This is a genomic window from Paraburkholderia sp. GAS199 (assembly GCF_050436585.1).
Lineage (GTDB): Bacteria > Pseudomonadota > Gammaproteobacteria > Burkholderiales > Burkholderiaceae > Paraburkholderia.
In genome coordinates this window covers 1164853-1178931 of the sequence record NZ_JBNDMM010000001.1, presented here as the reverse complement: position 1 = coordinate 1178931, position 14079 = coordinate 1164853, and the positions used below count along the sequence as shown (strand labels likewise).

Genomic DNA, 14079 nt, shown 5'->3' with positions numbered 1-14079 from the left:
TTTCGCATGTCCACCCCTACCCTGTCCGTGCAGAATTTGCGCACGCATTTCTTTACCGGCGCCGGCGTCGCGAAAGCCGTCGACGACACGAGTTTCGATGTCGCGCCAGGCGAGATCGTCGGCCTCGTCGGCGAATCCGGCTCCGGTAAGTCCATCACCGGCTTCTCCGTGCTCGGGCTGATTGACGCGCCAGGACGCATTGTCGGCGGGCGCGTGCTATTCAAAGGCGAAGACCTGACGTCGCTCACGCCTGAAGCACTGCGCCGCTTGCGTGGCAATCGCATCGCGATGATCTTCCAGGACCCGATGATGACGCTGAACCCGGTTCTGCGCATCGACACGCAAATGATCGAGGCGGTCTTGGCCCACACGCGTGTATCGAAGCAGGCAGCGCGGCAACGGGCGCGTGACGCGCTGGCGTCGGTCGGCATTCCGTCGCCGGACGAACGCTTGCTTGCGTATCCGCATCAGTTGTCGGGCGGCATGCGGCAGCGGGTGGCGATTGCGATCGCGCTGCTGCACGACCCGGAGTTGATCATCGCCGACGAACCGACCACCGCGCTCGACGTCACGATTCAGGCGCAGATTCTCGCGGAAATGCAGAAGCTGTGCGCCCGCTCGCATACCGCCATGGTGTGGGTCAGCCACGATCTCGCCGTGGTCGCGGGACTGGCGGACCGCATTTGCGTGATGTACGCCGGCCGGGTCGTCGAAACGGGCAGCGTCGACGAGATTCTCGAACAACCGCGCCACCCGTACACGATCGGGCTGATCGACTCATTGCCCGAAAAGGCCCGGCGCGGCGAGTCGCTCAAGCAGATTCCGGGCATCGCGCCGAGCGCGCTCAAGCTGCCGGTGGGCTGCGCGTTCGCGCCGCGCTGTTCCTACGCCACTTCATTGTGCCGCAGCGCCGAGCCTCCCGTTGCCGGCGAGGGCACGCATCTGTATCGCTGTTTCCATCCCCGTTCCGGAGCGCCCGCATGAACGCACCCCATGTCATGGCGCCGCTGGTCGAAGTCGATCACGTGTCGCGCCGTTTCGTACGACGCCTGAACTACGCCGAGCGGATCGCCGGCTGGCTCGGCGCGCGCGCTGAGGAACAGATCGTCCATGCCGTCGATGATGTCAGCCTGACGATTCATCGCGGCGAAGTGGTCGGTCTGGTCGGCGAGTCCGGCTGCGGAAAATCGACGCTTGGCCGGATGCTGGCCGGGATCGGCATGCCGTCGAGCGGCTCGATCCGCACAATCGAGAAGACCGCCGAACCATCGGCACCGGGCGGCGAACTTGACGGCACTCGCGCCGGACAGCGCACTCCGCGCCACCGGCTCGCGACCCAGATGATCTTCCAGGACCCGCTGTCGTCGCTCAATCCGCGCAAGCGGGTGCGCGACATCATTGGCGAGGCGCCGCTCGTACACGGAATCGTGGAGCGCAAACAGCTGGACGCCTATGTCGTCGATGTGATGGAGCGCGTCGGCCTGAATCCGGATTTCCGCGAACGTTTCCCGCATCAGTTTTCCGGCGGGCAACGTCAGCGCATCGGTATCGGCCGCGCCCTGGCCGTGAAGCCGGATTTCCTGATCTGCGACGAATCGATCGCGGCGCTCGACGTGTCGATCCAGGCGCAGATCATCAATCTCTTCATGCAACTGCGCCGCGATCTCGGTCTCACGTACCTGTTCATCAGCCACGATCTCGGCGTCGTCGAGCACATCAGCGATCGTGTCGCCATCATGTATCTTGGCCGTATCGTCGAAACCGCGCCGACCGTCGAACTGTTTGCCAATCCACAGCATCCGTACACGATCGCGCTGCTTGCGCAGGTGCCGCGCCTGTCGAATCGCAAGCGCCAGTTCGAGTCGATTCAAGGCGAGATTCCGTCGCCGCTCGCGCCGCCCGACGGCTGTCATTTCCATCCACGCTGCCCTCACGCGACGCAGCGTTGCCGCACCGAACGCCCCTTGTTGCGCCAGAGCGGCGCCGCCCATCAGGTCGCGTGTCATCTGGTGGAGGTGCAATGAGCGCGGTGATTCCATCCATGCGCCGACGCGGCCTCATACGCACGGCGGCAATCGCGCTCGCGTGCGGTCTGAGCTTCGCCAGCGCAGCCACCAGCGTTCAGGCGCGCTCGCTGACGATGGCGCTCGCGTCCGAGCCGCAATCACTCGATCCGCTGTTCTCGCGCACGCAGAACAATATGCAAACCGCCGAGAACATGTTCGAGCGGCTGATCGAACAGGACGACAACCTGCAGGTCCGGCCCGGCCTCGCGGTGTCGTGGCGCGCGCTCGATCCGCTCACATGGGAATTCCATCTGCGCCCGCACGTGCGCTTCTCGGACGGCTCGACAATGAGTGCCGACGACGTCGCGTATTCACTGCGCCGTGCGCGGTCCGTGCCGAACAGCCCCGCGCCGTATTCGGGCGCGGTCGCGAACATCGAGCGCATCGAGGTTGTCGACCCGCTGACGCTGCGCATTGTGACGAAAACGCCTTCACCCGCGTTCGTCGAGCAGATCGGGCTCGTGTATATCGTGTCGCAGCACGCCACGGCCGGTCACGCGAGCAATGACTACCGCCTGCCCGCCGTGGCGGTCGGCACCGGTCCATATCGTCTCGCACGCTGGATTCCGGGCGATCGTCTCGAACTCGTGCGCAACGACTACTACTGGGGCAAGCGGCCTGTTTTCGACACCTGCACCATCCGTTTCGTGTCGAACGATGCCGCGCGACTGTCGGCCTTGCTGTCCGGCTCCGTCGATCTGATCGACAACGTCCCGCCGGTCACGACCGGCCGCCTGCGTCACGAACAAAACGTGACGCTCTTTTCTGGTCCGTCCGCGCGGCTCATCTATCTCGCACTCGATTCGTCGCGCGACGCTTCTCCGTTCGTCACCGCCGCCGACGGTTCGACGATCGCGCGCAATCCGCTACGCGACGTGCGCGTGCGCGAAGCCATCTCGAAGATGATCGACCGCGATGCCATCACGCAGCATCTGCTGAACGGTGCCGGACTGCCGGCCGCGCAAATCGTGCCGCCCGGCATGGGCGGTTATGACCCGCAGCTCCAACCGGATCGGTACGACCCTGCCGGCGCGCAACGCCTGCTTGTCGCGGCCGGCTATCCGAACGGCTTCCGGCTGACGATCCATTCGTCGAACGATCGCTTCGCGAGTGACGGCGATCTCGGCCAGGCGCTTGGCCAGATGCTCGCGCGCGGCGGCATCGCCGTCAACGATGTCATCACGCAACCGTACAACGTGTATGCAGGCGCTGCCGCGCGGCGCAGCTACAGCGCGTTCGTCTTCAGTTTCGGCAATACGACGAGCGATTCCGCGATCGCGCTCACCAACGTGCTCGAAAGCTATTCACGTGAGAGCGGCACGGGCGCCTTCAACCGCACTCGCTATTCGAACCCGACACTCGACCGGCTGCTGCGCGAAGCCGCGGCGACCTTCGATCCGGCGCGGCGCAAGCAGTTGCTGCAGCAGGCCGCGCACGCAGGCTTCAGCGACTACGGCATCGTGCCGCTCTACTTCCCGGTGGACTACTGGGCGGCACGCAAAGGCGTGATTTTCCATCCAAACAAATCTGAACGCACCTCGCTGCTTTTCATCGAGACCCAACCATGACCCACGCTTTTTCCCGCAGCGGGGCACTTCCCGCTGATTCGACGCGCAACCCGTTTTGCGACGTCATGGTGCCGATGCGCGACGGCGTGCGGCTCGCCACCGACGTGTACTTCCCCGCCGGTTACCTCGTCGGCATCGACGCGCCGCTGCCCACGATTCTCGAACGCACGCCGTATGGCAAATCCGATATCTCGCGTTCGGAAATCCATCACGGCCAGCCGCCCGCGAATCGTGCCGACGTGGCCCGCTATTTCGCCGCGCGCGGCTATGCCGTGGTGCTGCAGGACTGCCGAGGGCGCTACAACTCCGAGGGCACGTTCACAAAATATATCGCCGAAGGGCCGGACGGTTTCGACACGATCGAATGGATCACTCAACAACCTTGGTCGAACGGCAAGGTCGGCACGATGGGGCTCTCGTACGCGGCCCACACGCAGCTTGCAGCCGCCTGCCTGAATCCGCCGGGACTCGCGTGCATGGTGCTGGACTCCGGCGGTTTCGCCAACGGCTATCGCTGCGGCATTCGCCAGGGTGGCGCGTTCGAACTGAAGCAGGCGACGTGGGCCTTCAACCGTGCAAAGAACAGCACCGTGGCCGCCGGGAATCCGCTCGTTGCGGCGGCGCTGGATGCGAGCGATCTGCGTCAATGGTTTGCGCGGATGCCCTGGCGGCCGGGTCACTCACCGCTGGCGACGGTGCCGGAATACGAGCGCTATCTGTTCGAGCAATGGACGCACGACGTGTTCGACGACTACTGGAAACAGCCGGGCATCTATGCCGAGGGCTATTACGACACCATGACGCGCGTGCCAACGGTGCTGATTTCGAGCTGGTACGACGCTTATGTGCGCAGCACACTCGATAATTTCGCCGCCTTATCCGGCACGCCCGGCGCTCCGGCCTATCTGATCATGGGTCCGTGGCTGCACGGCGACCGCAACGTGTCATACAGCGGCGATGTTGAATTTGGACCCGACGCGGTGATCGAAGGCCAGATTGCGAAAGACTGGCTGGCATTCCGCGCCGACTGGTTCGACCGCTGGCTGCAACCGGACGGCGCGTCGAACGGGGCAGGCGATGCCATCGCACGTATCTTCGTGATGGGCGGCGGCAGTGGGGCGCGTAATCCGCAGGGCCGCATGGAGCACGGCGGACGCTGGGTCACGTCAACGCAATGGCCGTTGCCTGGTACGCGCTTCACGCCGTTCTATCTTGCCGATGACGGCTCGCTTTCAGCATCGAATGATGCTTTGCACGCAGCGCCCGCCGCGACCTCGTATTCGTTCGATCCATCCAATCCGGTGCCGACGATAGGCGGAGCGCTGACCTCGGGCGCGCCGGTTTTCGAAGGCGGCGCGTTCGACCAGCGCGAGGACGCGCGCTTCTTCGGCACGCGGCACATAGGCATGCCGCTCTCGGCACGCGCCGATGTTCTCGTGTTTCAGACGGAGCCGCTCGAAGAAGATGTTGCTGTAATCGGTCCGATTGTTGTGAAGCTGCGGATTTCGTCCGATGCGCCCGACACCGACTTCACTGCGAAGCTGATCGATGTCTATCCGCCGAATGCGGATTACCCGCATGGTTACGCGATGAATCTGACCGACGGCATCTTCCGCTGCCGCTTTCACGAATCGTGGACCGAGCCGCGCCCCCTCAAACAAGACCGCGTCTACGCGATCGAAATCGAACCGTTCGCGACGGCGAATCTGTTCCGGCGCGGCCATCGCATCCGTCTCGATGTCTCGAGCAGCAATTTTCCGCACTTCGACGTCAATCAGAATAGCGGCGAGGCGCCCGCGCTGGCTCGCACGCCACGCATTGCGGTGAATCGCGTGCATTTCGGCGCGGGTCAAGCGTCGCACGTGGTACTGCCGATCGTTGCGGTGGCTTCGCTCGAAGCCATGCAGCCGAACCCGGCGGATAGCCGAAAAGCCGGCTAGAAGCCCCTCCGCCACACCCCAAGTTTCGGGTCATTGAGGCGTCGCGTTCAGCGCGACGTCCGGGCCCCTTTTCGCCCGGGTTTTCTGCGAATGCGCGGAAGCGCCCTGTAAAGGCACGACACCTTCCGTTTGTTGCGCACACCGATTTTTAACAGCAGGTCTAACTTCAAGAGAAACAGCGCCATGCGCAAACAGACACTTCCGAAGACACTATTCGTCATTGGCGCCATCGGACTCGCGGCCGGCACGGCACATGCACAGTCGAGCGTCACGCTGTATGGCATCGTCGACGGTGGCTTCACTTACACCAGCAATCAGGTCGGCAAGTCGAATTACCAGGCGACGGCCGGCAGCGAACAGGGCTCGCGCTGGGGCCTACTCGGCAGCGAAGACCTTGGCGGCGGCAACCGTGCGGTATTCCGTCTCGAGAACGGCTTCAATCTTATGAACGGCACGGCCAGCGCAAATGGGCGCATCTTCGGACGGCAGGCATGGGTCGGATTATCGAGCGACCGCTACGGTACGTTGACGTTCGGCCGTCAATACAATGCCTCGCAGGATTCGCTGGAGCCGCTGCAAGTCGCCACCGATACAGTGCAGTACGGCACGCATCCATTCGATGTCGACGATATCAATAACACGTTTCGCACCGACAATTCGATCAAGTACGTGACGCCGGTTTTTTACGGTTTGCAGATCAACACCATGTACGCGCTGTCGGGCAATCCGGGCAATTTCGCGACGAACCGTTCATACAGCGTCGGCGCGACGTATGCCAATGGTCCGTGGCACCTGGGCGCGGCCTACGTGATGCTCGATCATCCGGCCACCGACACAACCGGCGCGATTCCATCCGATAACTACTTCACGTTTCTCAAAGGCATCAGCCAGCAACGCATTTATGGCGCCGGTGGGCTATACGACATCGGTAATGCGAGCGTCGGGTTGATGTATACGAACACACGGTTCGAGCTGACACCTGCGAGCCAGTATCAGACTTATCAGAACGCTGAAGCGAGTCTGCGTTACCGCATCACGCCCGCCTTGCACGCGGCGGTTGGTGAGACTTATACGAATGTATCGACGAATGGAGCGGTAGACTCGTGGCATTACTGGCAGACGACGGCTGCGTTGCAATACTTCCTGTCCAAATCAACCGACGTCTACATCGATTTGCTGTATCAACGCGCCACAAACGCGGTCGCACAGATCGAGGGCGCGTCCGGCCCGTCGAGTACTCACACGCAATTTATTGCCGTCACGGGTATTCGCCATAAGTTTTGATCAACCGGCGAATGCTCAGGTACTACCGATGCATTCGCTGCCGTCGTGTCGAGTCGCGAGACCACATTTTTGCCGAGTTGGAATGTGCTGCTGGCAAATTCCAACTCCAGAGACAGTTGCGGCGAAAACGTCTAGCCGGTATCGTTTAACCCGTTCTGCAATGCAGCGCGGGAGAGATCGCCAGAAATTGTGACGACGCCGACGGAGCAACCGCCCCGGAAACTCTCAGGCAAAAGGACCGTGCTGCGGGAACATCCGGAGAGCGGCGCCACGCGCGCCCACCGAAGGGGATTCCTCTCACTTGGGATGATGCGCACGGGAAGAAACTCTCAGGTACATGGACAGATGGGGCGTCGACGCCGGATTCGATGAAGCAATCGGACACCGAAGCCGGCGATGCTCACAACTTGCTCTGGACAATGTCATGTCACGAATCGCCATCATCGGCGCCAGCATTACCGGCGTCACTACTGCTCACGCACTCGCCCGACGCGGCCACCAAGTCACTGTATTCGAAGGTCGCCGCTATGCGGCGATGGAAACCTCGTTCGCCAATGGTGGCCAAACGTCCGCGGGCAACGCCGAAGTCTGGAACAGCGTGGCTACGGTTATGAATGGCCTATGCTGGATGCTCAAGCGCGACGCCCCGTTGCTGCTCAATCCGATGCCCACGTAGCACAAGTACTCGTGGATAGGCGAATTCCTGCGGCAGATTCCGCGTTATGAAGCGAATACGGTTGAAACGGTGCGGCTCGCGATCGCGGCGCGCGCATCTCTTCTCCATAGCCGAGACCGAAGGCATCGACTTCGATCTAAAGCGACGCGGCATTTTGCATATCTACAAGACACCACAAATCCAACGTTGGCCGTCGCGCTGGAAACAGCCTTGTAACTAAAGTCGCGGCCACATGAATGTCGAAACCGAGTGATAAGTGCGACTCAGCCGGTCACTCGGTTCACCTGCGGCGACGTCCGTCTTACAGTATTCGGCTCCAGAATGCCAAAGTGTTGAAAATCCACGATGCCACGAGTAGGCTCACTGGCAGAAAGCATCGCTATCTTGCGCGAGGTAAGCCACCTGCGCCTCGCGATTTCGTTGCTGAGCTGTGCGGTTGCGTGAAGCGCTACGCCGGCGACGAAGACGTGGTGCAGCGAGTTGAGGCAGCTAGACTGGAAAAGATAAATTAGCTCATCCGCGAAGAGCGCGGCCTCTTCTAGTTCCCGCAGTGCCGCTTCATGGAGTGCTTCGTCTCAACGAATTCTCACGCCGGGTAGCGCTCATTTTGACCTCCCCATTGCAACCAGCAGAATACGGACGTCCCGCACGCACAGAACGGTTGCGCTGTCTTTCATCTGCTCCCTGCCCGCTTGATCGTACGAACATTACTCAACCCCGCGTTGATCCAACGCCGGCCGCCAGTAACGCGCACATTTTAAGTGCTCGTCGAAATGCTGCGCGCAGCATGGGCGGTTATCTCGTCGGCGGTCGTCTCAGTTCGGCCAACAAGCGACGCTGGACCGGAAATGCAGAATCGCTAACAATGTGCCGTCGGTCTGGCCGGAGCTAGAAATGAAAAGCAAATATGCATCGCGCATTGGCTGGTATGTCGCGTTGGGATTGATAGCCATCGCTGTTCTTTGGATCCGCGCTCCGATATTAGGAGCCGCGTTTTTTTCTGCCGTGGCTTGCTATGTTCCGGCATCACTCCTTTGGATGCTATTAGCGCCGTTGCTACAACGGGGTTGTCCGCACGGTAGGAAGCTATTTGGAATCGAAGAACGGACTTTGCAGATTTCCGTTTTCTTGGGCGGGGTCTGCGTGACAGTGCTGTTCGCATTTCTAGAGCAAGCAACGATCGCAAGCTTTGGAATTGTGGCAACGCTGGGTGGAATAGACGGTCTAATTCTCTCAAGCGAAACTCGTCCCGCTACAGCAGCTTAAGCGGCCGCTTTGGCGAAAGTTGAACGGCACTTGGGGGCGCCTGCAAAAGTTCGTCGACCGAGATAATGCGTTGCGCATACCCTTTCGATGAATTTCCGCGTTCGGCGAAACCGGTCGTTCGACATTCGTCGGCGGATCGTCGACAATTCTCGCTGGCTCACGCACGTTCCGAACTAACAAAATTTCCCGTTTTTCAATCTGCGGCATTTAGGAGCCTTGTATGCCCGCACCCTACATCGGTAGCTGCCTCTGCGGTCAGATCGAGTTTGAGCTCCGGCACGAACCACTCACTTTTTATGTTTGTCATTGCACCACCTGTCAACGAAGAACAGGCGGCGCTGCGCTGCCTGTGATGTGGGTCCGTCGAGCCGATTTGCATGTCCTAGAAGGTGAGCCGATCATGCTGACCTTTGACTTTGGTCGTGGGAGGCAGCGGCGCAGCAAGGCATGCGCGCGCTGTGACACGCGGCTTTGGGCCGAGCCCGTTGATCAGCCCGATCTGGCTATGCTCAGACCAGGCACACTGCAAAACCAAAGCGAATTTTCCCCGATAGCGCACATATTCACCCGTAGCAAACAGCCATGGTTTTTGATTCCAGATGGCACTCCTAGTTTTGAAGGAAGTGTCGGCGAGCAGGATGAATTGCTTCGCTTGTGGCGCGAACGGAAGATCGACGGGCGCTAAGAAACCCGGAATTAGCGCCGAACGGCGCAGTGCTCAGATCTCTCGTCGCCATTTGGCGAGCCGGCCGCCTGTTTCAACATGATCCAGTCGTCTTCGGGCTCATCCCGGCCGAGGCCGTGTAAAAACTCGCGCGATCTCCTAGACTGAATCAACCTGTGGCGCGAGAGGCGGAGATGGGGCGATTTGTGGAAGGTGCAGACCGCAATCAGACAACGTTGCTGCCAGAATGTCTCGAAGACTTTATTGCTGAAGACAATCCCGTGCGGATCGTCGATGCATTTGTCGACGAGCTCGATCTGGCTTCCATGGGCTTCGAAGGCACTACGCCGGCGATCACGGGCCGACCGTCTTACCATCCGTCCGTTCTGCTCAAACTCTACATCTACGGCTATCTCAATCGCGTACAGTCGAGCCGACGTCTGGAGCGCGAGTGCCAGCGTAATGTCGAACTGATGTGGCTGACCGGTCGCCTCGCACCGGACTTCAAGACGATTGCGGAGTTCAGACGCAGCAATGGCGCCGGCATTCGCAATGTATGCCGCCGCTTCGTGGTGATATGCCGCGACCTTAAGCTGTTCACCCAGGCAGTCGTTGCCATCGACGGCAGCAAGTTCAAGGCGGTGAACAGTCGCGACAACAACTTCACACCCAACAAGATCGCAAAGCGTCAGGAGCAGATCGAGCAAAGCATCCAGCGCTATCTGGATGCGCTGGAAACTGCTGATCGCACGCAACCCGCAGAGGTCGAAGCGAAAACCGAACGGCTGCGGGAAAAGATCGAGACGCTGCGCGAGCAGATGCGCGATCTGGATCGGGCCGCGGACCTGTTGAAGGATTTACCGGAAAAGCAGGTTTCGCTGACTGATCCCGACTCACGTTCAATGATGTCGCAAGCAAAGGGCACAGGCGTGGTGGGCTACAACGTTCAGGTAGCTGTTGATACGAAGCATCACCTCATCGTGACACACGAAGTGACGAACGTCGGTAGTGACCGCGCTCAGCTCAGCCCGATGGCCAAAGCCGCGCGCGAAGCGATGGGCAAGAAAAAGCTCAAGGCGCTGGCCGATCGCGGGTACTACAGCGCCACGGAAATCAAAGCATGCGATGACGCTGGTATTGCAGCGCTGGTGCCAAAAACACAAACCTCCAGTGCAAAGGCTGATGGACGGTTCGATCGGGCCGACTTCATCTACATCGCCAAAGACGACCAATACCTATGTCCAGCGGGACAACGGGCGATTTACCGATTTACTTCCGTCGAGCGCGAAACTCCGATGGCCCTGCGTACCTACTGGAGCAGCGCTTGCCCGAAATGCCCGATGAAGAACAGGTGCACGCCCACCGACTACCGGCGTATTCGACGATGGGAACACGAAGCGGTGCTTGAGGCGATGCAGTCCAGGCTGGATCGCCAACTCGATGCCATGACGATGCGACGGCGCACGGTCGAGCACGTGTTCGGCACACTAAAGCACTGGATGGGGACAACGCACTTCCAGACGCGCGGACTTGGCCATGTCGCCGCTGAAATGAGTTTGCACGTGCTGGCATACAACCTCAAGCGAGTCATCAGGATCCTCGGATTCGCAAAGACGATGGGAGCGATGAAGCTGGCAGACGCGTGAATGCGCGCGCCGACGCTGTTTGCCAGTAAATACGATCACCTCATTTGCCTGCGTCACGTCCTAACTCAACTGTGCCCACGCCGGGGGGGATCGGTCGGCCGTTCTGCGCGTTTTTACACGGCCTCGGCCATTTTGAGACGTTCGACACGCCCTTACCAATAGTCGACAATCAACGCCCGTGAGGTTTCGATACACCGGATGTAATCCAAGGGGCGTCGGCATATGGGCAAAACTGTAGGAGAGCTAGTCGCCGAATTGGCCGAGAAAGGTATACATCTGCCCGAAGGGTGTGTCCGAATTGGTGGATTTGGGGATTCGGAAGCTCTTTCTGCATCGCTTATTGCACTGATTCTTACTGGTGTGAAGCGTGGCACATGCAGTCTGGCTTGGTCTTGGGATTTTGACGGTGAGCCGATTCCAAAGGTCAATGACATGGAAATCGTGCTCGACTGGGATGGTAGCCCCGCGGTCGTTCTACGAGTCACCGAAGTGCAAATCGTCCCATTTGACCGCGTCGGTGCTGAATTCGCCGCTAGCGAAGGCGAAGGAGATCTTTCGCTGGCATATTGGCGAGCGGAGCATTGGCGCTTCTTCACGGCTGAGTGCAGCCGAATTGGTCGGGTTGTTGACCATTCAATGCCTCTCGTATGCGAAAGTTTTGAGGTTCTTTACACGCTTACGTCCGTCCTGCCGACCGAATGACTGTTCTTAGACGGCACGGAACGTCTCTTCCGGGTGGATCATCTCCGCTGCATAAAGCGCGAGTCGGGCCTGAAACGTCGACTAGATCGTTAGACCGTGCGCGGCCAGGAGCCGTCGGTCGAGGTCACCGTGCAATTTGAACAACCATGGTCTCGTCAGCCCTCACTCAATGGCCGGTTTCCGGCGAGCGAATAGCCGGTGGCGCTGCCTCGTCGCGGCCAGGAGCCGACGGTCGAGGTCGCCCTCCAATTTGAACAGCCGTGGTCTGGTCCGCCCTTGCTCAATGGCCGGTTTCCGGCGAGCGAATTTCCGGTGGCGCTGCCTCAACGCGGCCGGTTGCTGACAGTCAGTCCAGCGAAACCAATGACCGCTTACAACGGTGTAAAGGTCTCTCAGCGCGAGACCGAATGTTCGCAGTGGTGGCGCTTGACTTCGTTGTTTTGCCCCTCGGGGCAATTTGATTGCCCCTTGCCCTAATGTTCAAAGCATTTTCCCCGTAGAAGAATCGGTGCGATGTATGGAAACTTTCGGTCCAGAAATCGCTACCTTGGGGAAAGAGCATGCAGCTTGCGGCACACATTGCAGGACTGGCCAGGCCTCTGGCACATGCACCGTTCGCGCTCGCGGCGGCCGGCCTTCTCAGTTTCGCGATAACTGCACAGGCGCAGACAGACTCGCAGACGCAAACGCGACCAAACATCGTACTGATAGTCGGTGATGACGTCGGCTATGGAGATCTGGGTGTTTATGGCGGAGGCGAAGGTCGTGGCATTCCGACACCGAATCTCGACAGAATGGCCGACGAAGGCATGACTTTTTTTGACTTCTATGGCCAGCCGAGCTGCACTCCAGGGCGTGCCGCCCTTCAAACCGGACGCAACCCGAATCGCAGCGGCATGACAACCGTTGCCTTCCAGGGCCAGGGCGGCGGCTTACCGCACGCGGAATGGACCCTCGCATCGGTATTGAAGCTCGCGCATTACAACACTTATTTCACGGGTAAGTGGCACCTTGGTGAAGCGGACTATGCTCTTCCGAATGCGCAGGGCTATGACGACATGAAATACGTCGGGCTGTATCACCTGAATGCCTATACGTATTCCGATCCAAAGTGGTTCCCCGATATGGATCAACAAACGCGCGACATGTTCATCAAGGTGACGACAGGCATGCTTTCCGGCAAGGCCGGCGAAAAAGCGCATGAGGACTTCAAGGTGAATGGCGAGTATGAGAACACGCCCGAGAAGGGTGTCGTCGGCATTCCGTTCATTGACCGGTACATCGAAAAAGCGGCACTTGACGATATCGACGACGCTGCGCAAAAGGGTCAGCCGTTCTTCATCAACGTGAACTTCATGAAAGTCCACCAGCCAAATATGCCCGACCCCGACTATATCGGCAAGTCGCTCTCGAAAGCCAAATACGCAGACTCGCTAGTTGAGCTGGACGCGCGTGTCGGCCACATTCTCGACAAGCTCCGCGAGAAGGGTCTCGACAAGAACACGCTGGTCTTCTTTACGACCGATAACGGCGCCTGGCAGGACGTCTATCCGGATGCCGGGTACACGCCGTTCCGGGGCACCAAGGGAACCGATCGTGAAGGCGGCACACGCGTTCCGGCGATTGCATGGTGGCCAGGCAAGATCAAGCCGCACAGCCGAAACTACGACGTTCTGGGCGGTCTCGATTGCATGGCCACCTTCGCCAGCGTGGCGGTCGTCGATCTGCCGAAGAACGATCGGGAAGGCAAACCGATCATCTTCGACAGCTATGACATGTCGCCCGTGCTGTTCGGTACGGGAAAGAGCAAACGTGACGCGTGGTTTTATTTCACCGAGAACGAGCTAACTCCCGGCGCGGTTCGAGTGGGTCAGTTCAAGGCCGTATTCAACCTCCGTGGCGACGGAGGCGCGGACACAGGAGGCCTCGCGGTCGACACGAACCTCGGCTGGAAAGGTCCCGAAAGTTACGTGGCGACAGTTCCACAAGTGTTCGATCTGTACCAGGACCCGCAGGAACGCTACGACATATTCATGAACAACTATACGGAGCACACCTGGACGCTTCCGAAGTTCAACATTGCTGTCAGTGAATTGATGAAGACATACGTCAAGTATCCGCCGCGCAAGCTCCAGAGCGAAGGCTACTCAGGCCCGATCACGCTGACGCAGTATCAGCGGTTTGGCTATATTCGTGATGAGCTGCAGAAGAACGGCTTCAACATTCCGATGCCAACAGGAAACTGACAGGCCCGACGTTCCGCACAA

At 59.8% G+C, this 14079-nt stretch carries 10 protein-coding genes, 1 pseudogene and 1 riboswitch; all 11 genes and pseudogenes read left to right on the top strand.

All coding sequences use genetic code 11. From position 1 onward, the window contains the following. Positions 1 to 6 precede the first annotated feature (6 nt). The 11 genes and pseudogenes from P3T18_RS05140 to P3T18_RS05090 all read left to right on the top strand — a co-directional run bounded on the left by P3T18_RS05140 (position 7) and on the right by P3T18_RS05090 (position 14058). Entirely contained in the window at positions 7 to 984 is a 978-nt protein-coding gene (locus P3T18_RS05140) for an ABC transporter ATP-binding protein (protein WP_429298818.1), read from the top strand. Next, positions 981 to 2024 (top strand): ABC transporter ATP-binding protein, encoded by a 1044-nt coding sequence (locus tag P3T18_RS05135; protein ID WP_429298817.1) that lies wholly within the window; start codon positions 981 to 983, stop codon positions 2022 to 2024. Before P3T18_RS05140 ends, P3T18_RS05135 begins: the two co-directional genes overlap by 4 nt. Next, complete coding sequence (locus P3T18_RS05130) at positions 2021 to 3634, top strand: ABC transporter substrate-binding protein (protein ID WP_429298816.1); 1614 nt, start codon at positions 2021 to 2023, stop codon at positions 3632 to 3634. Before P3T18_RS05135 ends, P3T18_RS05130 begins: the two co-directional genes overlap by 4 nt. Next, complete coding sequence (locus P3T18_RS05125) at positions 3631 to 5574, top strand: CocE/NonD family hydrolase (protein ID WP_429298815.1); 1944 nt, start codon at positions 3631 to 3633, stop codon at positions 5572 to 5574. The genes P3T18_RS05130 and P3T18_RS05125 overlap by 4 nt, the downstream gene beginning before the upstream one ends. Before the next feature lie 183 nt (positions 5575 to 5757). Further along, positions 5758 to 6858, top strand: a complete 1101-nt coding sequence (locus P3T18_RS05120) for a porin (RefSeq protein WP_429298814.1) — start codon at positions 5758 to 5760, stop codon at positions 6856 to 6858. A 158-nt stretch (positions 6859 to 7016) separates the two neighbouring features. Beyond that, positions 7017 to 7109, top strand: a riboswitch (glycine riboswitch). Positions 7110 to 7282: 173 nt separating this feature from the next. Continuing rightward, positions 7283 to 7703 (top strand): annotated as a pseudogene (locus P3T18_RS05115) (FAD-dependent oxidoreductase); the annotation flags it as partial. A gap of 725 nt (positions 7704 to 8428) precedes the next feature. Next, complete coding sequence (locus P3T18_RS05110) at positions 8429 to 8800, top strand: hypothetical protein (protein WP_429298813.1); 372 nt, start codon at positions 8429 to 8431, stop codon at positions 8798 to 8800. A gap of 220 nt (positions 8801 to 9020) precedes the next feature. After that, entirely contained in the window at positions 9021 to 9485 is a 465-nt protein-coding gene (locus tag P3T18_RS05105; protein WP_429298812.1) for a GFA family protein, read from the top strand. A 173-nt stretch (positions 9486 to 9658) separates the two neighbouring features. After that, positions 9659 to 11110, top strand: a complete 1452-nt coding sequence (locus tag P3T18_RS05100) for an IS1182 family transposase (protein ID WP_429298811.1) — start codon at positions 9659 to 9661, stop codon at positions 11108 to 11110. Positions 11111 to 11332: 222 nt separating this feature from the next. Continuing rightward, positions 11333 to 11812, top strand: coding sequence for an ASCH domain-containing protein (locus P3T18_RS05095; RefSeq protein WP_429298810.1), 480 nt, complete (start codon positions 11333 to 11335; stop codon positions 11810 to 11812). A gap of 560 nt (positions 11813 to 12372) precedes the next feature. Then, positions 12373 to 14058, top strand: a complete 1686-nt coding sequence (locus P3T18_RS05090; RefSeq protein ID WP_429298809.1) for an arylsulfatase — start codon at positions 12373 to 12375, stop codon at positions 14056 to 14058. Positions 14059 to 14079 lie beyond the last annotated feature (21 nt).

Excerpts from the sequence above, each read along its gene's own strand:
- P3T18_RS05140 (WP_429298818.1), top strand. The coding sequence starts at position 7 with ATGTCCACCCCTACCCTGTCCGTGCAGAATTTGCGCACGCATTTCTTT.
- P3T18_RS05135 (WP_429298817.1), top strand. The coding sequence starts at position 981 with ATGAACGCACCCCATGTCATGGCGCCGCTGGTCGAAGTCGATCACGTG.
- P3T18_RS05130 (WP_429298816.1), top strand. The coding sequence starts at position 2,021 with ATGAGCGCGGTGATTCCATCCATGCGCCGACGCGGCCTCATACGCACG.
- P3T18_RS05125 (WP_429298815.1), top strand. The coding sequence starts at position 3,631 with ATGACCCACGCTTTTTCCCGCAGCGGGGCACTTCCCGCTGATTCGACG.
- P3T18_RS05120 (WP_429298814.1), top strand. The coding sequence starts at position 5,758 with ATGCGCAAACAGACACTTCCGAAGACACTATTCGTCATTGGCGCCATC.
- P3T18_RS05110 (WP_429298813.1), top strand. The coding sequence starts at position 8,429 with ATGAAAAGCAAATATGCATCGCGCATTGGCTGGTATGTCGCGTTGGGA.
- P3T18_RS05105 (WP_429298812.1), top strand. The coding sequence starts at position 9,021 with ATGCCCGCACCCTACATCGGTAGCTGCCTCTGCGGTCAGATCGAGTTT.
- P3T18_RS05100 (WP_429298811.1), top strand. The coding sequence starts at position 9,659 with ATGGGGCGATTTGTGGAAGGTGCAGACCGCAATCAGACAACGTTGCTG.
- P3T18_RS05095 (WP_429298810.1), top strand. The coding sequence starts at position 11,333 with ATGGGCAAAACTGTAGGAGAGCTAGTCGCCGAATTGGCCGAGAAAGGT.
- P3T18_RS05090 (WP_429298809.1), top strand. The coding sequence starts at position 12,373 with ATGCAGCTTGCGGCACACATTGCAGGACTGGCCAGGCCTCTGGCACAT.